The organism is Brevibacterium sp. SMBL_HHYL_HB1, from assembly GCF_018208375.1.
Lineage (GTDB): Bacteria > Actinomycetota > Actinomycetes > Actinomycetales > Brevibacteriaceae > Brevibacterium > Brevibacterium intestinavium.
Map to the genome: position 1 here is coordinate 1,555,674 of NZ_CP062936.1, position 26,380 is coordinate 1,582,053.

Sequence of the window (26,380 nt, forward strand, 5' to 3'; positions counted from 1 at the left end):
TCTTCCCCTACGATCCGAAAGGAGGTGCTGACCACATGATAGTCGATGTTTCATTCACAGCCAAGAATCAAAGATCCTGGTGGTTTCGGGTGTCTGTTGTAGAGGGTCAGCAGCGTTATGCTCTGGGCATGCCTGGTGAGATCACGGACGCACCGCATGAGATCATCCGCATGTTCCCCGACTATGCGGACACGGTGCTGTGGTTCGGTGATGGGCCGGTCGAGTACTCCGACACAGGACTGACAGCCGCGCTCGTCGATGACCTGCAGCATTGGGAGCAGACCTTCTACGAATCCCGGACCGATGATTTCGAGTTCGTGTCGCGGACAGCGGAAGCCTCGCACGCTGAGGAAGGGGTCAAGCTCGCAGGGCGCGTTTCCGCCGAGGTGGGGCCGCGTTTCGCGATCGCGTGCGATTCGGTCGAGGGTCGGGACGAGACGGTCGTGCTGAGAGCCGAACGCCCCGCCGAGAATCCAGCCGCCGAGGCCGCGTTCACGCGTCTGCGAGAAGAGCTCATTGCCGAAGGGAAGAGAACGGCCGAAATCTTCGCCGAATCAGGCGGAGTGTGGACGGCGTATGCGCCGTTGTCGGGAGAGACCTTCACACCGAATCAGCGCTCAGGACGCTCGCAGGATCAAGGCTGAGACAGATATCAGCCTTGGTCGCGTCAAGTGGTGCCCCCGGTCGGACTTGAACCGACGACCAAGGAATTATGAGTTCCCTGCTCTGACCAGCTGAGCTACGGGGGCCGACCGTGACAAGATTAGCACCATCGACGCATGGGGACCCATTCGAACCACGTGCATCTCAGGCTCCTGCGCCCCGGACGTCGGAGGCTGTGCCCGAGGGGCACAGCGGAAGTTCAGGCCCGCTGTGCCGCGGCACCGTTGAGCGGGGCGACGCGGGTGAGCACGCTGCGGGCGGCGTCGACACAGGTATAGCGATCGGTGGTGATGTAGACGTCGAAGACCGTCTGTCCGTCGCTGCCGGGATCATTGCGTTTGGAGGCCGCGACCATGCCGGACCAGTCCGGGCCGACCACGACGACGCCGTGTTCGTTGCGCATCGGGTCGGAAGCATCGACCATCCCGGTGCGCACGCCCGGGATGGGAGGACCGTCGAATCCGCCGGAGAACATCGCGGTCAGCCCCACAGTGTCACGGATCCTCTCATAGCGGCGGCGAGTCGCCTCGGAGAAGGACTCATCGTCACCGAACACGCCGAGAGTGATCGTCGCCGTGCCCGACGCCAGCGCACGTTCCTCCAGAGCCGCGATCTGGGCGATGAGCAGCTCACGATTCATCACCAGCGGTTCCCGGCGCAGCCCCTGTGAGATCGAGTACGGGGTGCCCAGCGCCGGCAGATTGCGGGAATAGTGGGACACGAGAGCATCCTCATTCGGCTCGGAGAACGGCTGCGGCTGCTTCGTCGCCTCGCCGAAGTACGGTCCCGTCATGAATCGTGCGCCCAGAGCCCGCACCCGGTCGAGATCGTCCTCGGTCTCGACGCCGTCTGCCAGTATGACCGCTCCCGTGCGTTCGAGGTGAGCATGGAGCAGCCGGTTGAGTTCGGCCAGATGCGAATCGCAGTCGATGCGCAGGACATCCGGATGGAGACCGACCACCGAGGGGTTGACCAAGGGGACGAACGAGGCGCTGCGCAGATCGGCTCCGACTGCGGACATGCCCACGCCCCAGCCGAGGGATCGGGCCGACCGCACCGAACGGAGCACCGAGGCGGGCGAGGACGCGACCCGATTCGCGTCGAGCTGGAGGATGACCGAACGGTCCGGTTCGCCGGTGCGGTCTTCGAGTGTGGCGAAGGAGTCCGCCTCGGCGTTGAGGAACAGGCGGTTCGACTTCGGCAGCCCGGCGGACTCTGCAGTCCGCAGCGCCGTATCGCGCAGTGAGGAGTCGATGTCGCCGATCATCGACGAGGTGCGGATCGATCGGCGCAGGTTCTCCGCCTCCGCGCGCCCCAGTGCCGGGTCCCCGACGGGGGCCTGCAGAATCTGATGACCGACCCGATGGAAGGTGAGGGTGTCGACGACGGGCGTGAAGTAGGTTTCGATCCCACCTGAGCGCACGAGGTCCTCGAGCGCCAGGTCGTCTTCGGGTACAGCCTCGACCACTGTGCTTCCTTCCGTGGGCTGATGTGCGTTCACAGTCTTCCATATTCGGGCACGGCGGATTGTCTAAAATCTGTAACATTATTGCGCTGACAGCTGAGGCCCTCACTGGGCGAGATGAGCGGGCGGATCCGAGCTCAGCGGCGTCGGGATCGGCCTCGACGCACATCGGACAGCCCGACGAGGCCCGCCAGCGCAACGACCACGGCGATCGCGGCGAAGGCGCTGACCATGCCCATGTGCCAGTTGCTCACAGCGGTGACGGCGAAGGCCAGAGCCGTCATGATCGCCAGGCCCATCGACGTGCCGATGCGCTGTCCGGTCTGCAGCACCCCACCGGAGGAGCCGGCATACCTCAGCGGCACCTCCTGCAGGGTCAGGGTCTGATTCGGACTGATGACCATCCCCTGGGCCGTGCCGATGAAGGCCAAGGTCAGCAGCATCCACCATTCGCTGCCGATGCCCTGAGACAGCAGCACGACCACCGCAATCGTCGAGGCAAGCCCGAACAGACACATGAGGACTCCCCAGACCACGAGTCGGCGACCGATCTGGAAGACGAAGCGACCGGATACGTCGGCCGAGATCGCCGACATGAGTGCGGCCGGCAGACCGATCATGCCCGCGGCCAAGGCCGAATGGCCGAGGCCCTGCTGCATGTACATCGCGACGAGCACCCAGACGCTCGTCACGCCGAGGAAGTAGAGGGTGATGATGATCGAACCGCTGCTGAAACTGCGGATGCCGAACAGGTCCAGGTCGACCATCGGCGGGCGACCGCGAGCCGCATAGCGTCGCTCCCATTTCGTCCAGACCCAGATTGCGAACAGCCCCAGGGGCAGCGTCAGCCAGATGAACCAGCCCACTGACGATTCCACGAAGGGCAGCAGGACCAGCAGCACGCCGAGGCCCAGCAGGACCACACCGACTGGGTCGAGGTCGCGTCTGTGCTCGTCATCGTCGGCGGCGATGCCGCGCCATGCGCCCGGCGGGAACCAGGCTCTGGCCAGGATCAGCGAGGCGATGGCGAAGGGCACGTTCACCAGGAACGAGGCACGCCACCCGAATTCGTCTCCGAGCAGTGCGATGAGGGCCCCGCCGAGCACGGGGCCAATCGCCACGGACAGCCCGACCGTCGTTCCCATCAGTCCGAAGGCCCGCCCACGAGGTGGGCCCTGGAAGTACTGCTGGATGAGGCCGACCACCTGAGGGTTGAGCAGACCGGACCCCAAGCCCATGAAGACACGGGCGATATTGAGGATCAGCGGATCCGGAGCGATGCCCGAGACCAGTGACGACAGACCGAACAGGCCCACCCCGATCATGAACAGCTGACTGCGGCCGAACACGTCTCCGGCCCGACCGGCGGCCACCAGCACCACGCCGAAGGACAGCGCATAACCGGTGAGCACCCACTGCAGAGCCGAGGTCGATGCGCCGATACCAGTGGCGATGGCAGGGAGGACGACGTTGATGCTCGAAACCGACAGCAGTGACATGAACAGGGGGACGAGCCCGATGACGAGGATGCGTCTCTGCGTCTGCGTCATTGACCTGTCGTCGACCACACCATCTCCTCTTATGAGTCCGCGCCAGGAGCCCATGCGCGGCTCGTCATTCATTTTTTCAAGTCAGTCTGTCTCATCATACGTTGGAGGCGTTCCCAACCGGGGCCGACCTCTGCCCCAGGGCCGGGCGCTCAGGCTCCGGGGCGGCCGCCGATCGGATCCGGCTGCACCGGCCCCTCTGAATTGGGCCTCCAGCCCAGAGCGGGCGCCACATGCTCGGCGAACGATTCGAGGATGTGCAGGTTGTAATCGACACCGAGCTGGCTCGGAATCGTCAGAAGCACCGTATCGGCGGCTTCCACCGCAGCATCGCCCCGCAGAGCCTCGATGAGTTCGTCCGGCTCTCCCGCATAGGTCTTTCCGAAGGTGGATCTGGTGTCGTCGATGATCCCGATCTGGTCGCCCTGTCCCCACCGCGCCGGCCGAAGTACAGGTCATCGATGTCGCTGGTGATCGGGAAGATGCTGCGACTGACGGACACTCGCGGGGCCCAGTCGTGACCGGCGGCCCGCCACGCAGTGCGGTAGCGCTCGATCTGCTCTCGCTGCAGATCGGCGAAAGCCGCGCCCGTGGCTTCGGTCAGAAGGGTCGAACTCATCATGTTCACGCCCTTCTCCGCCGCCCATTCGGCGGTCGCGGCCGAACCGGCACCCCACCAGATGCGCCGATCGAGGCCAACAGAGTGCGGCTCGACGCGCAGCGAGACCCCAGGACCGAACTGCGCCGGATCGGCAGGCGCCAATTCGTGACCGCGCACAGCGGCGAGGAACCGATCGAACTTCTCCCGCGCCATATTCGCCGCCTTCGCATCGGAGGGGTCCGAGTACCCGAAGGCCTCCCAGCCGCGCAGGGCAGGCTCCGGTGAACCGCGGCTGATGCCCACGGCGATGCGCTGATCCGAGAGCAGGTCGAGTGCCGCCACTTCTTCGGCCAGATGGAGCGGGTTCTCATAGCGCATATCGGGGTTGCAACACTGGTCCACGTAAGCTTGGTTGCATGGTCGAACTGGTAGCGCTGAGGAAGACGAACGAGGTGGCGGCCTACGTCCGCGCCTCCATGGACCGCAAGGGCGACCGCTGGACGGTCGATACCCAGCTGAGGAAGATCAAGGCGCTGGCCGAGGCCAAGGACTGGAACGTGGTCGAGGTCTACGAGGACAACGCGGTGTCGGCGACGAAGAAGCGCCGCGCTGGCACCCGGTGGGCAGAGATGCTGGACGACGCCCGAGCAGGCCGGTTCTCGATGGTCGTCGCCGTGGACATGGACCGCCTCCTGCGCAGCACCAAGGATCTCAACACACTGATCGACCTCGGTCTGCGCGTCGTCACCGTGGACGGCGAGATCGACCTCTCGACGGCGGACGGCGAGTTCCGGGCGACGATGCTCGCCGCCCTCGCCCGGTTCGAAGCCCGGCGCAAGGCAGAGCGCCAGATCAGATCGAACGAGCGCCGACGTACAGAAGGCATCCCCACGTCGGCCTGGAAGGCGTTCGGCTGGACGCGCGATGGCGAGTTGATCCCCGAGGAGGCCGAGGCCGTGCGGCGAGCCTTCGACGCGTTCCTCGGCGAGCCGTCGCTGTCGATCCGACGCATCCGCGAGGACCTGAACAGCGCCGGTCACCTCACCGCGCGCGGGTCGGAGTTCTCAGTCGATGCCGTGAGGTACCTGCTGGCGAACCCGCTCTACGCTGGCTACATCAAGCACTACGCGTCGGGCGAGCTGTACCCCGTGCAGGGCGAGGTGTTCCCGCCAATTGTGAGCGAGCAGACGTGGCGGGCCGCGGTTGCGAAGCTGGAGGACAACGTGCGGAGGTCGGCGAGGCAGGGGAACCAGCCGAAGTACCTACTCTCCGGGATCGGTCTGTGCGGAAAGTGCGGGGCGACGCTTGTCTCGTGGACGAACAGCCGCAAGCAGCCGACGTATCGCTGTGGAGAGCACTTCCACCTCACGCGCCAGCGCGAGCCCGTCGATGCGATGGTCACCGAGGCGGTGCTCACCCGCCTGTCCTCGGTGGACGTGCACGACCTGGTGATGCCGCAGGAGGACGGTAGGCCGGACCGCGAGGAGCTGCTGACCGAGCGGAACGCGCTGGTCGAGCGCGTGAAGGAACTGAGCCCGCTGCTGCGCGACATCCATCAGCCGGTCCTTGAGATCACGGCGGCGATCAATGACGTGAAGGCCCGCATCGACGAGATCGACGCGGAGCTGCTCGACCGCTCGGTGTCGGCGGCGGTGAAGCTGCTCGCGGACGTGGACGAGCTGGTCGGAACCGTGGAGCGCCGGGAGATGGTCGAGTCGAAGTGGAAGGCGCTGGATGTGGACCGTCGCCGGATGCTCGTGGACGAGCTGGTGACGGTGACCGTCGCGCCGATCCGGCCCGGTCACGTGCGGTTCGATCCCGACCTCATTCGGATCGAGCCGCGTCGCGATTGACTCATGATTCGACTCGTCATTGCAATGGTGAGTCGAGTCATGGGAGAATCGTTGCAGAGGCGAATGGACAGCGCTTCGTGGTCCGCGGGGGCAGCGAAGTGGCATGTCCCCGGGCTGGCAAACGGAGTGAACCTCGCGTGAGCGAGGGTGAGACACCCCCGGTGAAACGAAAGCAATCCCCGACGGGCGGGCCACCGTCGAAGCTCCGACCGAGACGTCGCCAAGAGTGAGGGCTCTTGGAACTCCCGAAGAACGATCTTCGGGAGTTTTCTATGTCCTCGACGGACACCCGCACTTTCACGAGCCTTCCGCCTGACCTCGAGCAGGGGCAGGGGCTCCCTGCCCGCGATGAGGGCCTCGCGCCCGTCATCGCCGCCGCCCGCGCTGCGGGTCGCGTGGCTGGTGAGCGGTTGACTCATACTCCGCTGAACCCGCGCCAGCGCGCCACCGTCGCCGCCATGATGGGCGGTGATCGCTGATGAGCGCGAACTCCGCCGCCTTCGATCACCTGACCGGCTTCCGCTGGCGTCAGGGCGACCCCTCCCTCGCCAACATGGAGGCACGGCTCTACGACCTCGGCGTGCTCCGCTCCGTGCTGGAAGAGGCCGTCGAGATCGCCGTCGCCGACGCCCGCGCCGAGGGCGTGACGTGGGCCAGGATCGGCGACGCCCTCGGCGTCACGCACCAGGCCGTGATCAAGCGTTACCGCAAGGGCGGTGGTCGCTGATGCACCCCGACGCCCGCAATCTCAGCACCGATCCCGTCGACCTGACCCCGCCCGGAGGGCCTGGTCTGGCACCCGCCGAAGGCGGGGTGCCCGGTGCCGTTCCGAGCGACGGGAACCGGGCTCTCCCCGTCGGGGACGATTTTGCCGGAAACGGCTATACGGCTGCACCGACCGATTCCGGCGAGTCCGAGATTCCCGCCGATCTCAGCTCTGACCAGGGAACTGTCGCCGCTCTGCATGCGCGGCCCTCCTTGGGTGGCCGCGCATCCGTTTCGGAAACGGCTGCACCGGCGCCTACCTCGGGTGCAAGCGTGGACTTCGCCGAGCTGGACGTGCCGGGGGCCGATCGCGGTGACGAGGTCGAACCGTTCGTCGTCGAGTCCACGCCTGCGCAGGTCGCCGAGGCGAAGGCGTTCTTCGCCGCCGCGAAGACGGCGGAGAGCCCGGAGCAGGCGAAGCGCGCCCGTATGCAGTCACGCGTGTTCTCGGTGATGCAGTACCGCGAGCACCCGGAGACCGGCGAGGTCATGCTCACGCAGGAGCAGATCGACGAGGGCCTCGCGGCGCTGGGCGATCGCCTCCACCGCTGGGCCTACGTGTGGCACCCGTATGACCGCCTGGTCGAGGTGGACGAGGGTACAGGCGAGACGGTGTGCTGCGGGATCAAGGGCCTGCACGCTCACATGGTGTTGTGGGTCGCTGATGCTGATGGTCCGCGTCCTACGATCCGCACCGTCTTCGACGCCTTCTCGATCCCCTCGGCTCGCGTGAAGCCGCCAAAAGAGACTGCCGAGCAGGAAGGCACCGAGCACAAGGGCCGCGGCGCGGCAGAGAAGGCGTTCTTCGATCTCGCTGAGTACCTGCCGCATGAGTCGCGGGGGAAGAACGCCATCCCGGGCATCCACCAGCCGGAGCGGCACTACCTCGTGGACAAGACGCAGGAGGGCATGCCTGGCAAGTACCAGTACGGCCGGGGCCGGATCGTCGCGAACTTCGATTTCGGGCGGGAGCTGGACGCGCACATGGCGATGCGCCGCAACGCCGCTGAGGGCGGAGGCAGGGCGAAGCTCAGCAAGCTCTTCCAGGCCGTGGGCAAGGGCTCGCTGACGCTGAAGCAGGTCCGCGATCAGGAGCCCGCGATCTACTTCGCGAAGGGCAACCTGGCGCACTTCCAGAAGCTGCGCGGCGACTTCCTCGCGTATCAGGACGCACCGGAGTCGGTCATGAACTTCTACGTGTTCGGCGAGGGCGGCACGGGCAAGGACCTGCTCGCGAAGGCGCTGGCTCGCGCTCTGGCCCCGGATGCGGACAAGCCGTACTTCAAGGTGGGCGGCGAGAACGTCTCGTGGGAGGGCTACGACGGCGAGCCGGTCGTGATCTGGGAGGACACGCGCGTCGGTGACATGATCCGCACGGCCAAGAGCCGCGGGATGCTCTTCCGCATTCTCGGCCCGTGGCGCGAGCCGGACGAGAAGCCGATCGTGAACATCAAGGGATCGAAGACTCAGTTGCTCAACCGGGTGAACATCGTTACGGGTCCCGAGGGCTACGAGGAGTTCCTCCGCGGCTTGGCTGGCGAGTACGAGTCGATGCAGGGCGGCGTGCGGGTCAAGCACCAGGCGGAGAACCTCGGGCAGGGGTTCCGCCGCTTCCCGGTGATCATCCCGGTCGCCGAGCGCGAGTTCTCGATCTTCGTGAACTCCGGTGTGCTCAACGGCACCCGCGAGTACCAGCGTTATGAGCGGTACGAGCACATGCGCCAGGACCTGGAGTTGCTGGCGCGCAGGTGCAAGGCGATCAAGGACACCGCGGAGCGCGAGCGCGTGCGCGGAGAGATCGAGGCGCGCACGGTCGCGCCGATCGTGGAGCAGCACGACCGGATAGCGCGCCCCGAACTGGAGGCGATCAACGGGGACGAACTGTTCGCGGAATTCGCTGGAGTCGGCCAGCCGATCCAGCCGAGCGCTGAGGAGATCGCCGCCGCCGAAGAGGCGGCGAAGTGTGACCGTGAGGTCGTCGAGGAGCAGCAGCGCAGGCGGCTCGCCGAGCTGGAGGAGCACAACCGTGAGTTGCAGCTCTGCACGTGTTCCACTCCGCAGGCGGGCGTCTACGCGCGGCATGGGGATGAGTGCCTGGCGCTCTCCGAGGATGAGCGTCAGCGCCGCGCTGAGGCGAAGCAGAAGGTGCTCGATGCGAAGGTCGCGCGGCTCCGCGCGAACGGCGGTCTGCTGGTCGCGGGAGGTGCGGCATGAGCACCGAACTCGATGGGCACTTCCAGGGGATCGAAGGGGGCGCAGCCCCCTCGCAAGCAGGCAAGGAGGACATGAGCGCCAGCGAAATGTCCGACGCGCCTACTGCTTGCCACTCTGGCGTACAGGCGGGGCAGCAGGCCGACTCCCGGGTGAACACCGGTCGGGCTGATGCGGAGGCTGTGCGCCAGAGTCACGGCGGCGCGGAGCGTCGTCGTGGCAGCGGCGGGCGGCTCGATACGCGCTTCGATGACGCCACGCTCGGGGCGGTTCGCACTCGTGCGAAGCGGCTCGGGCTGGCTCCGAGCACGTGGGTGCGGACCGTCGTGCGCGATGCGCTCCATGCATCTCGGAGCGAGGAGCTGGACGCCGCCGTGGCCGCGCACCTGCTCGGGGTCGAGGAGCGCGTGCAGGCGTCTGCTGATGCTCGGGAGCTGGCCGCCCAGGTGCGCCCGCTCGCGATCAACGTCAACGACCTGGACCGCCGTGCTCGCGCGGGTGAGCCGGTGTCGCTGTCGGCGGAGGTGCCCGAGCTGATCGAGCTGCTCCGCGAGATCCGCGCCCTGCTCGGTGATCGGGCGGCCTCATGAGCACGACACATTACAGTCCGAGCGCCAGCGCCGCCGACACCGAGCGCTACATCCGGGGCAAGGAGGACGAGCGCGGCGTCGCGATCACGTGCGACGTGCCGGGAGGCCCCGGCGCGTTCTCGGCGCGCGCCCGCGCGCTCACCCAGAACACGAAGCGCGACGTCGAGGCGCTGCACTACAGGCAGTCGTTCAGCGACGAGGAGTTCGACCCGAAGAATCCGGAGGACGTGCAGCGGGTGAACGATCTGGGCTATCAACTCGCGAAGAAGATGCACCCAGATTCCGACTGCCTCGTGGTCAGTCATGTGGACGGACGCGGGAAGAAGCCGCACAACCACATCTTGGTCATCAACCACAGCAATCGGACGGGAAGAGCGCTCAGCGACTACCGCACGTTCCACGACCGCAAGGCCGGGAACCAGCGGGGCGTTCAGTCAGCGAACGACGAACTCATGCGCGAGCACGGTCTCTCGGTCGTGAAGCGTCTGGAGCACGCACCGAAGGACTGGGAGCTGCGCCGCGAGGACTTCGCCGAGGGCGGGCTCGACCGCGAGATGGGCGACCGGATGAGCGCCGCCCTGGCTGATCCCCGTGCGGTGGACAAGGCCGGTCTCGAAGCGGTGATCGAGGAGCAGAACCAGCAGCTCGGCGATGACGGGGAGCGGGTGCCGCGGATGCGCCTCCACACCGCCATCAGCAAGCGAGGGAAGAACGTCGGCAAGGAGACGTGGACGCTCTACATCGAGGACCGCCGCGGCGAGTCCGGGCGTGCCGAGCGACGCAAGCGCACGAGTGCGCTCTCGACAGATTTCACCCCGGAGGGCGCGCGGGCGTTCTTCGACTACCACCAGCAGCAGGAGGAGCAGGAACATGAGCGCAGCGCTCGACAGGCTGAAGCAGCAGAACGCGCAGAGCGGATCGCAGCAGCAGCTCGACAGTCCGGAGACGATGGAGGCGTTGACCTCGATCCTCGCCGCCGTCGAGGCGCAGAACGCGAGGCTCGACCGGCTGGCCGAGCAGCAGAAGAAGCTCGCGGGGTTCGTGAAGGTCATGGACGAGGAGACGACGAGGCGGCTGGAGCGGATCACGGCCCCGGCGTCAACCTCCTCGCCCTCCAGCGACGTGTCCGCGAGGATCGCGAGTATCGAGAGCAGGCAGAACGAGATCGCGAGCACGCTCGGCGAGTTCGCGCAGAGTCTCAACGGCGAGAGCTTAAACGCCGCGTCGCAGAGCTTGGTCGCGGAGGCGCAGAGGAACCACGTGGCTACGGCATCGGCGATTGAGGGGCTCAAGGCGCAGGCCGCGGCGAACCAGAAGCTCGTCAGACAGGTCGGCTGGGCGGTGCAGCGGATCGAGAAGCACACCGAGGAGCGGGTCCAGAAGGCCGTCGAGCAGGTCACCGGAGAGGCTTCGACCACGATGACCGCGAACCTCGACGCGTCGAACGAACGGGCCGAGCGGATCATCGCCGCCACCGCGAAGCTGGAGGCCCGGCAGCTGTGGTCGGCCGCCGCCGCGATGTGCCTCGCGCTCCTGCCGGTGGTGGTCGTCATCGCTGGGCTCTGGATGGGCATCGCCGGGCTCATCACCGGCGCTCAGTGGGCGCTGGACGTGGACGGTAGCGTGTGGCTCGGGATCGGGCGCTGGCTCGTGATCGCCGTGGGCCTCGCGGCGGCCGGCTACGGGGTCTTCGCGTCCGTCCGCTGGGTTGTTGGTCTCGTGGAGACCTGGAAGGGTCGCGGGATGCCGACGTGGCCGAGCTGGCGACGATGACTGGAGCCACTCGAACTACTGACCCCGGTCAGTAGTCGAACGATTGCCGCAGCCGCCGGTCGAGCGACGTCGGTGCCGCGGCAGTCGCCGGAGGACGATCGCCGCTGTGACGGCCACCCCGACTGCGATCCCGGCACCGATGAGCCAAGGGTTGCCGAGGAAACCTCCGATACCTGCAAGGGCTCCGCCCGCGGCGAGGAGAGGCAGGCCGCAGCAGATCAGCAGCGGAAGCGCGCAGCATGCCAACAGGAGCAAGCCCGTCCCAGCACCGACAAGCACGCCCGCGCGATGCGAGTCGTGGCCCTTATCGCCGCTCATCGTCTGTTCCTCTCCCAGCTGAGCGTTCCCCCCGATTGTCTGCGTGCGCGTTCACGCGCAGCACGACAGGAGCGACGGATCGGTGGTGAAGGCCTTGGCGGCGATCCGGATGCCCTCGGCCATGGTCAGGTAGGGGGCCCAGGCGTCGGCGACCTCGGCGACGGTCTTGCCGAGCACGTGGACCCCGGCGGCGGCGAGCTCGCCGGCGTCCTTGGCGACGGCGGTGATGCCGAGGATCTTCCCCGTGTCGGCGTCCACGACGATCTTGACGAAGCCGCGGGTGTCGCGGTTGACCAGGGCGCGGGGCACGTGGTGCAGGGGCAGGACGCGGCAGTCGCAGCGGATCCCGGCGGCGACGACGTCCTTCTCGGTCATCCCGACCGCGCCGATCGCCGGGCCGGTGAACGTGACCCTCGGCAGCCGGGCGTAGTCCACGGCCCGGTCGGCGTCGGTGAACGCGTTCTCGGCGACGAGGGTGCCGTGCTGGGCGGCGACGTAGACGAATTCGGGGTGGCCGGTCACGTCGCCCGCGGCCCAGATCCGCGGGTGGGAGGACTGCATCCGGTCGGAGACGACCACCTCGCCGAGGTCCCCGGTCTTGACCCCGACCGCGTCGAGGCCGAGCCCGTCGGTGGCCGGTAGTCGTCCGAGGGCGAGGAGCACCTGGTCGGCGCGGAACTCCTCCCGGCCGCCGGCGACGTCCGCGGTGACGACGGCCTGCCCGGTCGCGGCGTCGCGGGACACCCGCGTCGGCAGCGCGCGGCGGACCACCCGGATGCCCTCGTCGGCGAACACCTCCTGCAGCGTCCTGGACACCTCCGGCTCCTCCTTCGACGCGAGCCGGGACCGGGCCAGCACGGTGACCTGGGAGCCGAGCCGGGCGAACAGCTGCGCCTGCTCCAGGGCGACGTAGCCGCCGCCGAGCACGAGCAGGGACTCAGGGAGTTCGGTCAGCTCCATCGCCGTGGTCGAGGTCAGGTACCCGGTCTCGTCCAGGCCGTCGATCGGCGGGGCCCACGGCCGAGAGCCAGTCGCGACCAGGTAGTGCGCGGCCTCGATCGTCTCGGTGCTGCCGTCGTCCTCGGCGACCTGGAGGACCGGTGCGTCGCGGGTGCCGGCGAACGCGGCGTCCCCGCGGCGGACGGCCCACCCGTAGGAGTCGGCGACGTCGGCGTACTTCTCGCCCCGCAGCGACTCGACCAGCGCCTGCTTCCCGGCGATCAGGGCGGGCATGTCCACCGGCCCCGCCGTCGTCTCGATCCCCGGGAACCGGTCGGCGGCGTCGGCCGCGGAGTGCCATGCGTCGGCCGCGGCGATCAGGGCCTTCGACGGCACGCAGCCGGTGTTCACGCAGGTGCCGCCGAGCGTCCCGCGCTCGATCATCATCACCGACTTGCCGAGCGTGGTCGCGCGGATCGCGGCGGCGAACGCACCGCCGCCCGATCCGATGATGGCGAGGTCGTACTTCGTGGGCATCGCAGCTCCTGTCAATACTTGGACTTCCGGTCTATCTCAGCCATACTGGACCTTCCAGTGCAGGGGAAGGTCAAGAGGACTTCTGCCGAAAGAACAGGGGGCCTGCGATGCGCATCGGGGAACTCGCCGAGCGGGCGGGAACGACGGCGAAGACGCTGCGGTTCTACGAGGAGCAGGGCCTGCTGCCCCCGGCCGAGCGCACGCCGTCCGGATACCGCGACTACGCGCCCGAGACGGCCGCCCGGATCGACTTCGTCCACCGCGGCCAGGCCGCGGGCCTCACCCTCGCCCAGATCCGCCAGATCCTCGAAATCCGCGACGGCGGCGCTGCTCCCTGCGAGCACGTGCGCGACCTCCTCGACGCGCGCCTCGCCGAGATCGAGCAGCAGATCGCCCAGCTCACAGCGCTCCGAGACACCATCGCCGAGCTCAGGCACGACGCCGCGCAGCCCGACCCCGACTCGTGCAGCGCGGACCAGGTCTGCCGATACCTGTAAACGGCAGAGCCGTTCGCGCCAACGCCACAACCCCGACATGCGCTAGCGCATGTCGATGACTCCGGTCCCGACCTCGATGCCGGAGGTCCGTGCCGCTATCGCCGAGAGCAGAGCAGTCGGCGATGCCGCCTGTTCGGCGAAGTGGTGGACGCGGAAGTACGCCCCGTTGACGCCGATCTCATCGGCGCCGACGCCGATCTCCACTGCCTGCTGCAGCGCTTCCCTCGCGCCGTAGGAGCCGCCGGCGGCGTAATGACCGAAACTCAAGAATCCGAATGCCTTCACGCACACACCAACCTGGTTGAGTGTTCAATCATTCCCACCGGACTCCCGGAACCCGATCCGGTTCGGCACTTGGGCCTCGGAAGCCCCGGTCCGTCGCCCTGAGAGGATAGCGAAGGCCCCGTCCCTGAGAGGACGGGGCCTTGGTCTGCTCCCCCGGCTGGGCTCGAACCAGCGACCCTTCGATTAACAGTCGAATGCTCTGCCAACTGAGCTACGGAGGAACGTCGCAGTCACCTGCGGACGTGGTGACCAGCTTAGCAAACTCCCCGGCAGCGGAACAAAGCGCCCCGGGGTGCTTTAGCTCACAGCCCTGCGGGTATCCCCACCAACCGACAACGGGTTGCCGTACAGTCAGAACAAACAGGGGTCGACACCTGTGTTCGGCCCGCAGGTCCACGGTAAACTCGAAGCGATCCGCACAACGTCTCCGCACCGGAAGAAGCACCGTGACCGTAGTGGCAATCGCCTTCGCTGCGCTGGCAGCTGTGGCACTGGCCTATGGCGCCCTGTACCAACACGAAGCGGTCGCGGGTCAGGACGATTCCCACAACGGTCTCAGCTGGGCGCACTTCACCGAGCTGCTCGGCAATCGCCGGTGGCTGCTCGGCCTGGCCATCATGGGCCTGGGCACCGCAGGCAACCTCGTGGCTCTCGCTCTCGCCCCGGTGATGGTCGTACAGCCGATCGGAGCCGTCTCGCTCATCGTCTCCGTCCTCCTGGGCATCCGTCACCGCGGACTCAGGGTCAATCGGCGCCTCGTCCAAGCCGTCCTCTGGTGCACGGCAGGGGTGACGGTCTTCGTCGCGCTCTCGGCCACGGCCGCACGCACCGAGGTCCACCTCGGCGCCGATGCCCTGCCGCTGTTCTGGATCACCGCCATCGTGGTCGGCCTCGGGATGATCATCATGCTCGCGTTCCAGCACTTACCGCAGCTGATCCTCATCATCACAGCCGGGCTCCTCTTCGCCTGCGTCGCCACGAACGCCCACCTCGTCAGCGTTCAGTTCCTGCGGGCCGGACTCGATCAGGTCACTCTGATCAATGTCGCGGTGCTCCTGGCCGCCGTCGGACTCGGAACCTGGTTCGTCCAGAATTCCTATGCGGCGGGCCCACCCGAGATGGTCATCGCGGGCCTGACCGTCATCGATCCGATCGGTGCCGTCATCCTCGGCACCATCGTCCTCGGCGAGGTCGCCGCCGCACCCGTCTGGCTGATCATCGTCATCACGATCACCGGATTGGTCGCCTGCGCCGGCGTCGTTGTATTGTCGCGATATCATCCCGATGTCAAGGATCGAGAAGCCCAACGCAGGGACGCACGCCGTTCCATGACCGACACCGAGGAGTGCTGAATCCTGTCCGCGCACCGTCCCACTCACGCCCGCCGCATCCTCATCCCGGCAGAGACATACTCCCCCGAAGTCAATGGTGCCGCCAAGTTCGCCGAACGTCTGGCCGCCGGACTCGCCGAACGCGGCAATGACGTCCACGTCGCCTGCCCCTCCGCGACCGGGAAGCCCTCGGTCAGCGTTGAGAACGGCGTCACCGTCCACCGTCTCACCGCCCACAGATGGCCGCTGCATCCGACCTGGATGATCTGCATGCCATGGGAGACGAAGCCCGAGCTCTCCCGGCTGCTCGACAGTCTTCAGCCCGATATCGTGCACACCCAGGCGCACTTCGTCATCGGCAGATACGCGTTCTCCGAATCGAATCGCCGCGGCATCCCGGTCGTGGCCACCAATCACTTCATGCCCGACAACGTGCGCCCCTACGTCAGGGCGCCCAAGCCGATCCTCGACGGCGGCACCGCGATCGCCTGGTGGGACCTGCGCCGAAAGTTCCAGTCGGCCGACTTCATCACGGTTCCGACTCAGCTGGCCGCGGATCTGCTCACGGAGAACGGCTTCACCTCCCCCATCCGGGCGGTGTCCTGCGGAATCGACCTGCAGCGGTTCGCTCATCTGCGTGAGCTCGACTCCTCCCCCGCCCGCACCGTGCCGCCGAGAGTGCTCTTCGTCGGCCGCCTGTCCTCGGAGAAGCGGGCGGCGGACATCGTGCAGGCGGTGGCGAAGACCGATCCGGCCCTCGGCCTCGAAGCCGATATCGTCGGCGGCGGCGATCAGGAGGAGCCGCTGCGGGAGCTCAGCGCCGAACTGGGCATCGCCGACCGCATCCATGTGCTCGGAAAGATCAGCGACACAGAGCTCATGGAGGCCTATCAGCGCTGCACCTTCTTCTGCATGCCCTCGACAGCCGAACTGCAGTCGATCGCCACGCTCGAGGCCCTGGCCTCGCGCAAACCCGTCGTGCTCGCCGATGCCGTGGCCCTGCCCCATCTCGTCCGTGACGGGGTCAACGGCTTCCTCTTCCCGCCTCGGGACATCGACGCCCTCGCCGATCGCTTCACCCGCATCTGCACGGCCACCGATGCCGAATTCGATGCCATGTCGACAGCCTCTCTCGATGTTGTGGCCAAGCACGACATCGAGCACACCTTGGACACCTTCGAGTCGATCTACGATGACGTCATCGCTGCCGCGATCGATTCCTCCGCCGCCTGAGCGTCGCACCGGCCCGCAGACCGAGAACAGGCTTTCGGGCGAACCCGGCTTCGTTCAGGCCGGTTCCGGTGGGACGAAGATCGCGGGGGCTCGGTCGAGGCGATCGAAGTCGGCGCCGGCGACCATGGCGTCGATGTCGGTCCATTCGGTGCCGGCCTCCGCCAGTCCCAATGAGCGCTGCATCCATGCGAAGATATCGGCCCTGGTCCAGCCCTGGGCGCACAGCTGCTGATAGGTCACCGCACCATCGCGTTTGGCCAGACGCTTGCGTTCGGAGTTGAGAACCAGCGGGACGTGCACCCACTCGGGTTCGCGGATACCGAGCAGACGCGCCAGATAGGCCTGTCGCGGCGCCGAGGAGGCCAGATCGTCACCGCGGACGACCTCATCGACGCCGCTGGCGCCATCGTCGACGACGACAGTGAGGTTATAGGCAAAGACACCGTCACCGCGTCTGAGTACGAAGTCATCGACAACGGCACCCACCCTGCCGAGGATCACATCGTCGACGTGGTGCTCCCGATTGTCCGTGCGCAGGCGCAGCGCCGGCTGCCGTCCGTTCGCTGCCAGACGTCGCCGCTGCTCGTCCCTCTCCCCCGCGCCGAGGTTGCGACAGGTGCCCGGATAGGCGCCGGGAGGCGCGTGAGGGGCGCTCGGTGCCTGAGCGATGTCCTTGCGGGAGCAATAGCACTCATAGACCAGTCCGGCTTCATCCAAGACCTCGACGGCTCGGGCATAGACCTCAAGCCGCTCGGATTGGACCAGGGGCTCCTCATCGGGCCTGACCCCGAGCTCGGCGAAGACGGCCAGCTGGGATTCGGCCGAACCCGGCCGCACCCGGTCGAGGTCCTCGATGCGCCACAGAAAGCGACGTCCCGTCTGCCGCGCGCGAGCATAGGTCAGGAGCCCGGATCGGATGTTGCCGATGTGCAGATCCCCACTCGGGCTCGGCGCGAATCGGCCCGCTCCCGGCCCGGCCGCGGACCCGGTCACTGATCGGCCACGAGATCGCCGTACTGCGGGAACCGCTCGAGATAGCCCTGAACATAGGTGCACGTCGGCACGATCCGACCGTCGTCGTTCCTGATCCGGTCGAGCACCGTGGTCACCAGAGTCCGCGCGAACCCGCGCCGGGAGAAGCCTTCGGAGATGATCGTGTGCTGGAGTTCGAGGGTGCGCGGATCGACCTCACGATAGGCGAGGAACCCGATGAACTCCGCAGGGGTCTCGTCGGTGAACAGCTCGAATCGGTCACGGTCGACGTTCCTGACGACCTTGACCGGGGTGGAACTGAGTTCGGGCTGCGGCATCTGCGCCTCCTTGTCACGGGCATCGGTGGCGGACGACACCGAGGGCACTGTCTCACAGAGCCGGCAGCGGCCCCCGGGTCCTCATGCCCACGAGACCCCGCCGACTCTCACTGTGAACGATACATGGTGCTCGCGGGCGCCCGCAGGCAGTACGGCCTCAGGCTCCGGCGTGAGCGATCCGCTCGCCTTCCTCCCGCAGTTCGACCTTGCGGATCTTGCCCGAGACCGTCATCGGGAAGGACTCCCGCACCTCGACATAGCGCGGGATCTTGAAGTGGGCGAGCTTGCCGGAGCAGAATTCGCGCACTTCCTCGGCGCTGAGCGTGTCGAACCCCTCCTTGAGGATCACCCACGCCATGAGCTCTTCGCCGTACTTCTCATCGGTCACGCCGATGACCTGGACGTCGCGGATGGCCGGGTGGTGGTAGAGGAACTCCTCGACCTCGCGCGGGTAGACGTTCTCGCCGCCGCGGATGACCATGTCCTTGATGCGCCCGGAGATGTCGACATAGCCGTCATCGTCCATGATCGCAAGGTCACCGGTGTGGATCCACCGGGCCGCGTCGATCGCCTCGGCGGTCTTGTCCGGCTGCTCCCAATAGCCGAGCATGACTGCGTAGCCGCGGGTGCAGAACTCTCCCTTCTGACCGCGCGGCACCGTCTGGCCGGTGACCGGGTCGACGATCTTGATCTCCAGATGCGGCATCACCCGGCCGACGGTCTGGGTTCGGGCCTCGAGCGAGTCGTCGACGCGCGTCATCATCGACACCGGAGCGGTCTCCGTCATTCCGTAGCAGATCGCGACCTCGGACATGTTCATGTCGTCGATGACGCGGCGCATGGTGTTGACCGGGCACGGTGATCCGGCCATGACTCCGGTGCGCAGTGTCGAGAAGTCGAAATCGGAGAACCGGGGGTGTTCGAGTTCGGCGATGAACATCGTCGGCACCCCGTACAGGGAGGTGGCCCGCTCCTCGGTCACCGCCGACATCGTCGCCACCGGGTCGAAGCCGGGTGAGGGCAGCACGATGGCCGCTCCGTGGCTGAGGGCGGCGAGGTTGCCGATGACCATGCCGAAGCAGTGGTAGTAGGGAACGGGAACGACGACCGTGTCAGCGGGGGTGTAGGCGAGCATCTCGCCGATGAAGAACCCGTTGTTGAGGATGTTGTGGTGGCTGAGCGTGACCCCTTTGGGAAATCCCGTGGTGCCCGAGGTGTACTGGATGTTGATCGGTTCGTCGGCCGAGAGGTCGTCGATGACCTGCTGCAGACGCACTCCGTACTTCGCCGACTCGTCGTCGAGCAGCTGCCGGCCCTGTCCGATGAGGTGGGCGAAGGACTCACGTTCTCCGATCTTGGCCTCTCCGGTCAGGTCCGCGGGCACGGTGTCGAGGAAGACGAGGTCGAGGGCGGGAACCTTCGCGGCTACCTCGGTGGCGATCGCGTGGAAGTCCGAGTGAGGGGGCGCGACGATCTGCGAGATGAGCAGCGTCATGCCCGACTGGCCGACCACATATTCGAGTTCGTGGCTGCGGTAGGCCGGATTGACGTTGACGAGAATGGCTCCCATCTTGGCCGTCGCATACTGCACGAGCGCCCACTCCGCGACGTTCTGCGCCCAGATTCCCACCCGGTCGCCCTTCTTCACCCCGCGCTCGAGGAGACCGATGGCCACGGCGTCGGTGTCCCGGTCGAACTCGGCATAGGTCCAGCGACGGGCGGAGTACCGGTCGACCAGGGCTGTCGCCTCGGGGTTGGCCGCGGCGGTGCGCTTGAAGTGCTCGGCGATCGTGATGCCCAGCAGCGGTTCGGTCGATGTTCCGGAGGAGTAGGAAAGTTCGGCCACGACAGTGTGCTCCCTTGCGCATTCGGACTATGAGTGTGACTGATTGCACACTATTCCGTCTCCATCGGACATGCAAAAACTGCGCAGGAACTCCCGGCCCGTGCCCGCATGATCGGGATCGACGGCTCCCACCCGGGCCGAGTGGACGACCGCCCCGTCCTCGACGAGAACGAGGGTCTGCGCCAGTGCGGCGACATCGTCGACGTCATGGGTGATGAGCATGGCGGTGCGTCCGGCGAGCAGTTCGGCCAGCACCTGTCGGGTCTCGATGCGCACATCGACGTCGAGCGCGGCCAGGGGCTCGTCGAGCAGGAGCAGCTTCGGGTCGACGACGAGGGCTCTGGCCAAAGCGATCCGGGCCGCCTGACCGCCGGAGACGGCTTCGGGGCGACGGTTCGCACAGTGGCCGACGCCGAGTCGGTCGAGCATGACCTGCGCCTGTCGCCGTGCCTGAGCGGCGGGTGTCCCGCGGGCGCGCAGACCGAAGCACACATTGTCGATGACGCTCAGATGCGGGAACAGCAGCGGGTTCTGCGCGAGATGGACGATGCCGCGAGCGTGGACGGGCGGCCAGTGCCCGGCGTCGAGATCGAAGATCGTGTCCGTCCCGATCCGCAGCGCCCCGGCATCGGCCCGCAGCGCCCCGGTGAGCACCTGGAACAGGCTCGACTTGCCGGCCCCGTTGCGTCCGATGATCGCCGTCGTCCCCTCGGCGGGGGTCGTGAAGTCGATGGCGACGCCGCGCTCGACGATCTGGGCCGCCGCGGCCAGGCTCGGGGTCGGCGCCGACGAATCTCCGGCCTGCCCGGCCCCATCCGCGACGGGCGGTCCGGCCGCGTCCGTGGCCGGGACACCGCCGCCGGCGGCGACGGGCAGCCCGGCCGCGCCCGGGTGCCCGACCGGGGCCGCCTCGGCGGGGTGGGACCGTGGTAGCAACGGTCGGCGGGGGCACGGGGCGGGCGCAGGCGGGGAGCATGGGGCGATCGGTAGGCGGTGACGATGATGGCCACGGCGATGACGATGAGCAGGAGGGACAGCCCAATGGCGGCTTGGGGATCGGACTCCCGCACGAGGTAGATCTGCAGCGGCATCGTGCGGGTCACGCCCGACAGGGAGCCGGCGAAGGTCAGCGTCGCTCCGAACTCGCCCAGGGAACGGGCGAAGCACAGGACGGCTCCGGTCATGATGCCCTGCCGCAGCAGGGGCAGGGTGATGGTGAAGAACACGCGGTTGGGTCGGGCTCCGAGCTCTGCGGCGGTGAGTTCGAAGCGCTGTCCCGATGACGCCGTCGCGGTCTCGACCGACATGACCATGAATGGCAGGGAGACGAACACCTGGGCCATGACGACCGCCGAGGTGGTGTAGGCCAGGCTCAGGCCCATCGACTCCAGGCCCGAACCGAGCGCTGCCGACCGCCCCCAGGTGTAGAGCAGGGCCAGACCGCTGACGACGGGCGGGAGGACGAGGGGCAGCAGGATGAGGGTGCGCACGATGCGCTGGCCGGGAAACGTCCGCGTCGCCAGCAGGTATCCCAAGGGGAACCCGATGAGCACGCTGATGACGGCCGAGGTCACCGAGGTCACCAGTGACAGCTGCATCGCCAGTCGCGATTCCTCGGCGAAGATCACCTCGCCGAGGTCGGCGACGTCGATGCGCGAGAGCATCCCGAGCACCGGGACGAGCAGGAAGACGATTCCGGCGATCGCGGGGACCCACAGCCACCCGGGGATCGTCGTCTGCTCTCGGCCCGTCCGTGTGCCCGGCATATCAGGCGGCGGCGAAGCCGGCGTCGCGCAGCAGCTTCTGAGCCGTGTCGGAACCGAGGAACTCGACGAAGGCCTCGGCCTGTTCCCGGTTCTCACTGTCGGCAACGGGCGCGGCCGGGTATTTGTTGATGACCTTGTCCGCGCCGTCGAGGTCGACCTGTTCTACCTGACCGCCCGCGCGGGCGATGTCGGTGACGTAGACGATGCCCGCATCGGCCTGCCCGGCGCTGACCTTGCCGAGGACATCGGTCACCGAGTTCTCCTCGCTGACCGGGTCGAGGTCGACATCGTTGAGACCGGCCCATCTGTTGGTGGCCGTTCCGCAGGGAACCTGAGGTGCGCAGATGACGAGGTCGTGGCCGGCGAAGTCCCGCGAACTCGTGATCGATTCCGGATTGCCCTCCGCCACCGCCAGAGTCAGGGTGTTCGAGGCGAACATCGACGGCTGTCGAGCGAGCAGATCGTCTCCGTCGAGGGTGTCCATGGTCTCTTCGTCGGCGGTGGCGATGACGTCCGCGGGAGCGCCCTCGGAGATCTGGGAGACCAGATCCGAGGAACCGGCGAAGGAGAACTTCACGGTCGGGGCACCGGGTTCGGCGCTTTCGAACTCATCGGCGATGTCTTCGAACACCTCGGTCAGGGAGGCCGCGGCGAAGACCGTGATCTCGGTCGAATCGGAGGAATCGGCCTGAGCGTCCCCTCCCGATGAGCAGGCGCTCAGGGTGAGGGCGGCAACGATGCACAGTCCGGTCAGTGCTGTCTTCATAACACCATTAAACCCTCAGATGCGGATCTATGTCGACTTCTGATCCACATTTGCGCAATCATGTGCGTTGTTGCGCGATCACATGCGATCCGGATCAGTCGTCGGGCACGGTGTCGATCGAGACCATGGTCGCCTTCACCGAGGCCGTCGCCAGCGTTCCGGGTGAGAGTTCGAGTTGGCGGCAGGCCTCGGCCGACATCAGCGACACCACTCGCAGCGGCCCGCACTGCATGCTCACCTGCGCCATGACTCCGTCGACGACGACATCGGTGACGAGACCGGCGAAGCGGTTGCGCGCCGAACTCACGACCCCGCTGGGGTCCGGCAGGGATCCCGCGGACGATTGGGCCAGTGCCGCCAGCTCCCGGCCTTCGACGACGGCCCGGTTCGATGAGTCCTTGTGCTGAGTCAGCCGTCCGTCGCTGACCCAGCGGCGGACCGTGTCGTCGCTGACGCCGAGGAAGCGGGCGGCGTCGCTGATGCGCAGGCGCGTCATTCCAGCGCCCCCACCCATTCGTCGGTGCCGTCGGTGAAGTGCTGATGCTTCCAGATCGCCACGGAGGCCTTGACCTCGTCGATGAGCTCGGCACAGGCGAGGAAGGAGTCCCGCCGGTGGGCCGAGGCGACGACGGCGGCCAGCGCCACGTCTCCGATCGCCAGCTCCCCGACGCGGTGGACGACCGACAGCCGCACCTCGGGATGGCGGGAGGCGATATCGGCGGCGACCTCGGCGATCTGCTCGGCGGCCAGCGGGTGGGACTCATAGAGCAGCCGCGTCACTCCGCGTCCTCCGTCATGATCGCGGATGACTCCGGAGAAGCTGACCACGGCTCCGCATGTGTCCGTGAGGACATCGGGTTCGAGGGCGGCGGTCGAGATCGGTGTCTCAACGACTCCGGTGGTGATGACGCTCATGTCTGCCGTGTCCAATCCCCGCTGCGGCCGCCGGACTTCTCGATGACCTTGATATCGCTGATCACGGCTTGGTTGTCCACGGCCTTGATCATGTCGAAGATCGTCAGCGCCGCCGTGGTCACCGCCGTCAGGGCCTCCATCTCCACACCGGTCTTCGATACGGTCCTGACCGCGCCGGTGATGCGCACCGAGTCCGCACCGAGTTCGAAGTCGACGTCGATGCCGGTCAGCGGGAGCGGGTGGCACAGCGGGATGAGGTCGCTCGTGCGCTTGGCCCCCATCACCGCGGCGATGCGGGCCACGGGCAGGGCATCGCCCTTGGGCAGACCCGCCTCGGCGATCATCTCGATGACCTCGGCACGGGTGGTGATGAGCCCGGTCGCCACCGCCCGGCGCCGAGTCACGTCCTTGTCGCCGACGTCGACCATCTGGGCGGTTCCGGTCTCGTCGAGGTGCGAGAGTTTCATCTGATCTTCCACGTCTTCAGCCTATCCCCATCGGCGGCGAACGGGTCGTCAGGACCCGGTTCCTCGGCGGAGACGAACACGAGGTGGGTTGCCTCGGCGTAGCTGTGGAGCAGGTGGGAGCGGGACCCGCCGACGAACTCGAGTCCGTCCGGGCCGATGCGTCCCCGTCGGATCTGCAGCTTCCCCTCCGGCGGGGCCTCATCGAATCCGTGCGCCAGCCGATGGTATTCGACCTCGCGGGGCGGTTCCTGTCCGCCCAGGCCGAGCAGAGCCGGACGGACGAACATCTCGAAGCTGATCAGGGTGCTCACCGGGTTGCCCGGCAGCGCCACCCAGGCGTGGTCGGCCAACCGTCCGCAGCCCTGCGGTCCCCCGGGCTGCATGGCGATGGGTTCGAAGACCATGGACGAGTCCGCATCGAGTTCGGCCGCGAGTCTGACGACTTCGTGCGCGCCCTTGGAGATGCCGCCGGTGGAGATGACGACATCGGCCTCACTGTCGCGGACTCGGTCGAGCAGCTGCTGCGGGTCGTCGGGGACGAAGGCGACCTCGGTCTCGACGCCGAGGCGAGCCAGGCCCGCCGACAGCGTCACCGAATTCGCATCGTTGATCCCCGCGGCAGCCTCGGCGACGATCTCATCCCCGGTGCTCACGACGAGCACCCGCGGCAGGGTGCGCACACTGAGCTCGGTCACCCCGCAGGCCGCTGCCACGCCGAGGTGGGCAGGGGTGAGCATCGTGCCCGCGCTGAGGACTCTCTGCCCCGCCCGCACATCGCTGCCGCGGGCACGCACGAAGGCTCCGGCTCGGGACTTCGTGCCGTCCGGAAGCTCGACGGAGACGGACTCGGCGCCGAAGGCCCCCGGTGAGGTGTCTTCGATCCTGATCACCGTGTCGGTGCCGGCAGGCAGCGGGGCTCCGGTCATGATCTCGACGGCTGTGCCCTCATCGACCGGTCTGCCCCGGGCCCCCGCGGCGACGCGGCCGCGCACCGGTATGGGCCCGAAGCGCTCGGGCGTGTTCGGGCGTGTCTGCGGGTCCCCGCCGACGCCCGGCTCCCGCTGGGTGTGGGTATCCTGGTGGGCACCGGCGCCCTGGTGGGTGCCGGTGCCCGATCCGGCGGCGAGTTCGTCCAGGGTCGCCGCGGCCAGGGCGTATCCGTCCATGCTCGAGTTGTCGAAGCCGGGAACATCGATCGGCGAGTCCACATCGGCGGCGAGTCTGCGCGGAGCGTCGAGCAGTGCGCTCAGCGGCAGGGTCTGCGTTTCAGTGTGTGGAGCGATCGTCTCGAATACCCGCAACCGATGCATCTTCGCTGTAGTCATGGGACGATGATAACCACACGCTTTTCGAGGAGGATGACGAAATGTCGACGATCGGTCTGCCGATGCCGGTGATGAGAACTCCGACGGTCGACCCGGGCGAAGCGTTCACGGCCCACAACGAGGATTCGCTTCTGGACACCTTCGGTCGTCGTGCCCGTGACCTGCGCGTCTCACTCACCGATTTCTGCAATCTGCGCTGCACCTACTGCATGCCCGCCGAAGGCGTCGAGTTCATGTCCCGGGATGCCGCGATGACCGGTGACGAGATCGTGCGCTTCGTGCGCATCGCCGTTGAGAAGTTCGGTGTCGATCAGGTCCGTTTCACCGGCGGTGAGCCTCTGACCCGCAAGGACATCAACGAGATCATCGCCGGAGTCGCCGCATTGGAGCCGCGGCCCAATATCGCCCTGACGACGAACGCGATCGGTCTCGACAAACGGGCCGCCGCACTCAAGCAGGCCGGTCTCGACCGCATCAACGTCTCGCTCGACACCATCGATCCCGAGACCTTCGAGACCATGGCCAGACGTCCCTTCCTCCGCCGTGTGCTCGAGGGCATCGACGGAGCGAAGGCCGCCGGACTCGACCCGGTGAAGATCAACGCCGTCCTCCTGCCCGGGGTCAACGACGCCCAGGCACCTGATCTGCTGCAGTGGTGCCTCGATGAGGGGCTGGCCCTGCGGTTCATCGAGCAGATGCCCCTGGACGCCGGACATTCCTGGAACCGCGGGTCGATGGTCACTGCCGCCGATGTCTTCGCCCTGCTCGAGCCCCGCTTCGTGCTCACCCCGGATTCGGCCCCGCGCAACGGCGCCCCGGCGGAGAAGTTCCTCGTCGCGGATCGCCGCGACCCCGACACCATCCTCGGCGACGTCGGCATCATCGCCTCGGTGACACGGCCCTTCTGCGCCGACTGCACCCGCACCCGGCTGACCGCGGAGGGGCGGGTCCGCACCTGTCTGTTCTCCCACACCGAGGTCGATCTGCTCACCGCCATGCGCGACGGCGCCGACGACGAGTCGATCGCGAACCTGTGGAAGGGAGCGCATTGGAAGAAGCTCGCCGGTCACGGCATGGGCACTGAGGACTTCCAGCAGCCCCAACGCCCCATGAGCGCCATCGGAGGATAAATGCCCACCATCACCGTCAGATTCTTCGCCGCCGCCCGCGAGGCCTTCGGAGCCCGCGAGTCGCAGATCCGCGCCGGATCCGTCGACGAGCTCGTCTCCGCTCTCGCCGAGGAGGCCGATCCGCAGGCGGCGACCGTGCTCTCGCGGTCGAGCTTCCTCGTCAACTCCGTGGCCGCGACCGATCGGTCCGCGACGCTCAACGCCGGTGACACCGTCGACGTGCTCCCGCCGTTCGCCGGCGGCTGAG

Annotated in this window: 28 protein-coding genes, 2 tRNA genes and 1 pseudogene; 13 read left to right on the forward strand and 18 right to left on the reverse strand. The window is 67.3% G+C overall.

Annotation, left to right across the window (positions count from 1 at the left end; translation table 11 throughout):
• The first annotated feature begins 128 nt into the window (after window positions 1-128).
• A complete protein-coding gene (locus IG171_RS07180; protein ID WP_212130977.1) occupies window positions 129-644 on the forward strand; it encodes a hypothetical protein in 516 nt (171 codons plus the stop codon).
• A gap of 28 nt (window positions 645-672) precedes the next feature.
• On the opposite strand, the gene IG171_RS07185 is transcribed toward IG171_RS07180, so the two are convergent.
• From IG171_RS07185 to IG171_RS07200, 5 genes are all read right to left on the reverse strand, one after another.
• Window positions 673-749: transfer RNA gene (locus tag IG171_RS07185), tRNA-Ile, on the reverse strand.
• 113 nt (window positions 750-862) lie between these two features.
• Window positions 863-2,131, reverse strand: a complete 1,269-nt coding sequence (locus tag IG171_RS07190) for an EAL domain-containing protein (protein WP_212130979.1) — start codon at window positions 2,129-2,131, stop codon at window positions 863-865.
• A gap of 134 nt (window positions 2,132-2,265) precedes the next feature.
• Window positions 2,266-3,678 carry an MFS transporter gene (locus IG171_RS07195; protein ID WP_212130981.1) on the reverse strand — a complete coding sequence of 471 codons (1,413 nt, stop codon included), beginning with the start codon at window positions 3,676-3,678 and terminating at the stop codon, window positions 2,266-2,268.
• Between the two features lie 149 nt (window positions 3,679-3,827).
• Window positions 3,828-3,998 (reverse strand): hypothetical protein, encoded by a 171-nt coding sequence (locus tag IG171_RS19310; protein ID WP_349252144.1) that lies wholly within the window; start codon window positions 3,996-3,998, stop codon window positions 3,828-3,830.
• The gene (locus tag IG171_RS07200) at window positions 3,971-4,654 is read right to left on the reverse strand and encodes an LLM class flavin-dependent oxidoreductase (RefSeq protein ID WP_349252145.1); all 684 of its coding nucleotides are present in this window, start codon (window positions 4,652-4,654) and stop codon (window positions 3,971-3,973) included. The genes IG171_RS19310 and IG171_RS07200 overlap by 28 nt, the downstream gene beginning before the upstream one ends.
• 38 nt (window positions 4,655-4,692) lie before the next feature.
• Here IG171_RS07200 and IG171_RS07205 point away from each other — a divergent pair, with 38 nt between their 5' ends.
• The 7 genes from IG171_RS07205 to IG171_RS07235 all read left to right on the forward strand — a co-directional run bounded on the left by IG171_RS07205 (window position 4,693) and on the right by IG171_RS07235 (window position 11,468).
• The gene (locus IG171_RS07205; RefSeq protein WP_212130983.1) at window positions 4,693-6,129 is read left to right on the forward strand and encodes a recombinase family protein; all 1,437 of its coding nucleotides are present in this window, start codon (window positions 4,693-4,695) and stop codon (window positions 6,127-6,129) included.
• A 272-nt stretch (window positions 6,130-6,401) separates the two neighbouring features.
• The gene (locus tag IG171_RS07210) at window positions 6,402-6,608 is read left to right on the forward strand and encodes a hypothetical protein (RefSeq protein ID WP_005464719.1); all 207 of its coding nucleotides are present in this window, start codon (window positions 6,402-6,404) and stop codon (window positions 6,606-6,608) included.
• Complete coding sequence (locus tag IG171_RS07215) at window positions 6,608-6,856, forward strand: helix-turn-helix domain-containing protein (RefSeq protein WP_005464721.1); 249 nt, start codon at window positions 6,608-6,610, stop codon at window positions 6,854-6,856. The genes IG171_RS07210 and IG171_RS07215 overlap by 1 nt, the downstream gene beginning before the upstream one ends.
• Complete coding sequence (locus IG171_RS07220; protein ID WP_212130986.1) at window positions 6,856-9,108, forward strand: RNA helicase; 2,253 nt, start codon at window positions 6,856-6,858, stop codon at window positions 9,106-9,108. Before IG171_RS07215 ends, IG171_RS07220 begins: the two co-directional genes overlap by 1 nt.
• Window positions 9,105-9,695: a hypothetical protein gene (locus IG171_RS07225; RefSeq protein WP_212130988.1), complete on the forward strand. Its 591-nt coding sequence runs from the start codon at window positions 9,105-9,107 to the stop codon at window positions 9,693-9,695. The genes IG171_RS07220 and IG171_RS07225 overlap by 4 nt, the downstream gene beginning before the upstream one ends.
• On the forward strand, window positions 9,692-10,978 hold the full coding sequence (locus tag IG171_RS07230; RefSeq protein ID WP_083852950.1) for a relaxase/mobilization nuclease domain-containing protein: 1,287 nt from the start codon (window positions 9,692-9,694) through the stop codon (window positions 10,976-10,978). The genes IG171_RS07225 and IG171_RS07230 overlap by 4 nt, the downstream gene beginning before the upstream one ends.
• Window positions 10,929-11,468: a hypothetical protein gene (locus tag IG171_RS07235; RefSeq protein WP_083852951.1), complete on the forward strand. Its 540-nt coding sequence runs from the start codon at window positions 10,929-10,931 to the stop codon at window positions 11,466-11,468. The genes IG171_RS07230 and IG171_RS07235 overlap by 50 nt, the downstream gene beginning before the upstream one ends.
• A gap of 369 nt (window positions 11,469-11,837) precedes the next feature.
• Here the strand turns inward: IG171_RS07235 and merA are convergent, their stop codons facing one another.
• Window positions 11,838-13,262: a mercury(II) reductase gene (gene merA, locus IG171_RS07240; protein ID WP_212130990.1), complete on the reverse strand. Its 1,425-nt coding sequence runs from the start codon at window positions 13,260-13,262 to the stop codon at window positions 11,838-11,840.
• 107 nt (window positions 13,263-13,369) lie between these two features.
• Between merA and IG171_RS07245 the strand changes: the two genes are divergently transcribed.
• Window positions 13,370-13,759: a heavy metal-responsive transcriptional regulator gene (locus IG171_RS07245; RefSeq protein WP_005464729.1), complete on the forward strand. Its 390-nt coding sequence runs from the start codon at window positions 13,370-13,372 to the stop codon at window positions 13,757-13,759.
• Window positions 13,760-13,801: 42 nt separating this feature from the next.
• Here IG171_RS07245 and IG171_RS07250 read toward each other — a convergent pair whose 3' ends face one another.
• The gene (locus IG171_RS07250) at window positions 13,802-14,026 is read right to left on the reverse strand and encodes an LLM class flavin-dependent oxidoreductase (RefSeq protein ID WP_349252146.1); all 225 of its coding nucleotides are present in this window, start codon (window positions 14,024-14,026) and stop codon (window positions 13,802-13,804) included.
• Between the two features lie 166 nt (window positions 14,027-14,192).
• A tRNA-Asn gene (locus IG171_RS07255) sits at window positions 14,193-14,265 on the reverse strand.
• 225 nt (window positions 14,266-14,490) lie between these two features.
• Between IG171_RS07255 and IG171_RS07260 the strand changes: the two genes are divergently transcribed.
• Together IG171_RS07260 and IG171_RS07265 are read left to right on the forward strand one after the other, a co-directional pair.
• Window positions 14,491-15,396, forward strand: coding sequence for a DMT family transporter (locus IG171_RS07260; protein WP_212130994.1), 906 nt, complete (start codon window positions 14,491-14,493; stop codon window positions 15,394-15,396).
• 42 nt (window positions 15,397-15,438) lie between these two features.
• Window positions 15,439-16,608 carry a glycosyltransferase gene (locus IG171_RS07265; protein ID WP_249204315.1) on the forward strand — a complete coding sequence of 390 codons (1,170 nt, stop codon included), beginning with the start codon at window positions 15,439-15,441 and terminating at the stop codon, window positions 16,606-16,608.
• A gap of 54 nt (window positions 16,609-16,662) precedes the next feature.
• On the opposite strand, the gene gluQRS is transcribed toward IG171_RS07265, so the two are convergent.
• The 10 genes and pseudogenes from gluQRS to IG171_RS07310 form a co-directional block, all read right to left on the reverse strand.
• Window positions 16,663-17,601 (reverse strand): tRNA glutamyl-Q(34) synthetase GluQRS, encoded by a 939-nt coding sequence (gene gluQRS / locus IG171_RS07270; protein ID WP_212130996.1) that lies wholly within the window; start codon window positions 17,599-17,601, stop codon window positions 16,663-16,665.
• Window positions 17,598-17,957 (reverse strand): GNAT family N-acetyltransferase, encoded by a 360-nt coding sequence (locus IG171_RS07275; RefSeq protein WP_349252147.1) that lies wholly within the window; start codon window positions 17,955-17,957, stop codon window positions 17,598-17,600. Before IG171_RS07275 ends, gluQRS begins: the two co-directional genes overlap by 4 nt.
• Before the next feature lie 118 nt (window positions 17,958-18,075).
• On the reverse strand, window positions 18,076-19,764 hold the full coding sequence (locus IG171_RS07280) for an AMP-binding protein (protein WP_212130998.1): 1,689 nt from the start codon (window positions 19,762-19,764) through the stop codon (window positions 18,076-18,078).
• A gap of 27 nt (window positions 19,765-19,791) precedes the next feature.
• Window positions 19,792-20,931: an ATP-binding cassette domain-containing protein gene (locus tag IG171_RS19015; RefSeq protein WP_249204317.1), complete on the reverse strand. Its 1,140-nt coding sequence runs from the start codon at window positions 20,929-20,931 to the stop codon at window positions 19,792-19,794.
• Window positions 20,814-21,530: pseudogene (locus IG171_RS19020) on the reverse strand (ABC transporter permease); the annotation flags it as partial. The gene IG171_RS19015 and the pseudogene IG171_RS19020, both read right to left, overlap by 118 nt.
• 1 nt (window position 21,531) lies before the next feature.
• Window positions 21,532-22,296, reverse strand: coding sequence for a molybdate ABC transporter substrate-binding protein (modA, locus tag IG171_RS07290; RefSeq protein WP_212131002.1), 765 nt, complete (start codon window positions 22,294-22,296; stop codon window positions 21,532-21,534).
• Between the two features lie 94 nt (window positions 22,297-22,390).
• On the reverse strand, window positions 22,391-22,792 hold the full coding sequence (locus IG171_RS07295; RefSeq protein ID WP_212131004.1) for a TOBE domain-containing protein: 402 nt from the start codon (window positions 22,790-22,792) through the stop codon (window positions 22,391-22,393).
• On the reverse strand, window positions 22,789-23,211 hold the full coding sequence (locus IG171_RS07300; RefSeq protein WP_212131006.1) for a molybdenum cofactor biosynthesis protein MoaE: 423 nt from the start codon (window positions 23,209-23,211) through the stop codon (window positions 22,789-22,791). Before IG171_RS07300 ends, IG171_RS07295 begins: the two co-directional genes overlap by 4 nt.
• Complete coding sequence (gene moaC / locus IG171_RS07305) at window positions 23,208-23,678, reverse strand: cyclic pyranopterin monophosphate synthase MoaC (protein WP_212131581.1); 471 nt, start codon at window positions 23,676-23,678, stop codon at window positions 23,208-23,210. The genes IG171_RS07300 and moaC overlap by 4 nt, the downstream gene beginning before the upstream one ends.
• On the reverse strand, window positions 23,675-25,003 hold the full coding sequence (locus IG171_RS07310; RefSeq protein ID WP_283091851.1) for a molybdopterin molybdotransferase MoeA: 1,329 nt from the start codon (window positions 25,001-25,003) through the stop codon (window positions 23,675-23,677). The genes moaC and IG171_RS07310 overlap by 4 nt, the downstream gene beginning before the upstream one ends.
• Window positions 25,004-25,044: 41 nt before the next feature.
• Here IG171_RS07310 and moaA point away from each other — a divergent pair, with 41 nt between their 5' ends.
• Entirely contained in the window at window positions 25,045-26,133 is a 1,089-nt protein-coding gene (gene moaA, locus IG171_RS07315; RefSeq protein WP_212131008.1) for a GTP 3',8-cyclase MoaA, read from the forward strand.
• The gene (locus IG171_RS07320) at window positions 26,134-26,379 is read left to right on the forward strand and encodes a MoaD/ThiS family protein (RefSeq protein WP_212131010.1); all 246 of its coding nucleotides are present in this window, start codon (window positions 26,134-26,136) and stop codon (window positions 26,377-26,379) included.
• Window position 26,380: the final 1 nt, after the last annotated feature.

Coding starts and splice junctions, on each gene's coding strand:
- IG171_RS07180 (WP_212130977.1), top strand. CDS start 129: ATGCCTGGTGAGATCACGGACGCACCGCATGAGATCATCCGCATGTTC.
- IG171_RS07195 (WP_212130981.1), bottom strand. CDS start 3,678: ATGACGCAGACGCAGAGACGCATCCTCGTCATCGGGCTCGTCCCCCTG.
- IG171_RS07200 (WP_349252145.1), bottom strand. CDS start 4,654: ATGCGCTATGAGAACCCGCTCCATCTGGCCGAAGAAGTGGCGGCACTC.
- IG171_RS07205 (WP_212130983.1), top strand. CDS start 4,693: ATGGTCGAACTGGTAGCGCTGAGGAAGACGAACGAGGTGGCGGCCTAC.
- IG171_RS07210 (WP_005464719.1), top strand. CDS start 6,402: ATGTCCTCGACGGACACCCGCACTTTCACGAGCCTTCCGCCTGACCTC.
- IG171_RS07215 (WP_005464721.1), top strand. CDS start 6,608: ATGAGCGCGAACTCCGCCGCCTTCGATCACCTGACCGGCTTCCGCTGG.
- IG171_RS07220 (WP_212130986.1), top strand. CDS start 6,856: ATGCACCCCGACGCCCGCAATCTCAGCACCGATCCCGTCGACCTGACC.
- IG171_RS07225 (WP_212130988.1), top strand. CDS start 9,105: ATGAGCACCGAACTCGATGGGCACTTCCAGGGGATCGAAGGGGGCGCA.
- IG171_RS07230 (WP_083852950.1), top strand. CDS start 9,692: ATGAGCACGACACATTACAGTCCGAGCGCCAGCGCCGCCGACACCGAG.
- merA (WP_212130990.1), bottom strand. CDS start 13,262: ATGCCCACGAAGTACGACCTCGCCATCATCGGATCGGGCGGCGGTGCG.
- IG171_RS07245 (WP_005464729.1), top strand. CDS start 13,370: ATGCGCATCGGGGAACTCGCCGAGCGGGCGGGAACGACGGCGAAGACG.
- modA (WP_212131002.1), bottom strand. CDS start 22,296: ATGAAGACAGCACTGACCGGACTGTGCATCGTTGCCGCCCTCACCCTG.
- IG171_RS07295 (WP_212131004.1), bottom strand. CDS start 22,792: ATGACGCGCCTGCGCATCAGCGACGCCGCCCGCTTCCTCGGCGTCAGC.
- IG171_RS07300 (WP_212131006.1), bottom strand. CDS start 23,211: ATGAGCGTCATCACCACCGGAGTCGTTGAGACACCGATCTCGACCGCC.
- moaC (WP_212131581.1), bottom strand. CDS start 23,678: ATGAAACTCTCGCACCTCGACGAGACCGGAACCGCCCAGATGGTCGAC.
- IG171_RS07310 (WP_283091851.1), bottom strand. CDS start 25,003: ATGACTACAGCGAAGATGCATCGGTTGCGGGTATTCGAGACGATCGCT.
- moaA (WP_212131008.1), top strand. CDS start 25,045: ATGTCGACGATCGGTCTGCCGATGCCGGTGATGAGAACTCCGACGGTC.
- IG171_RS07320 (WP_212131010.1), top strand. CDS start 26,134: ATGCCCACCATCACCGTCAGATTCTTCGCCGCCGCCCGCGAGGCCTTC.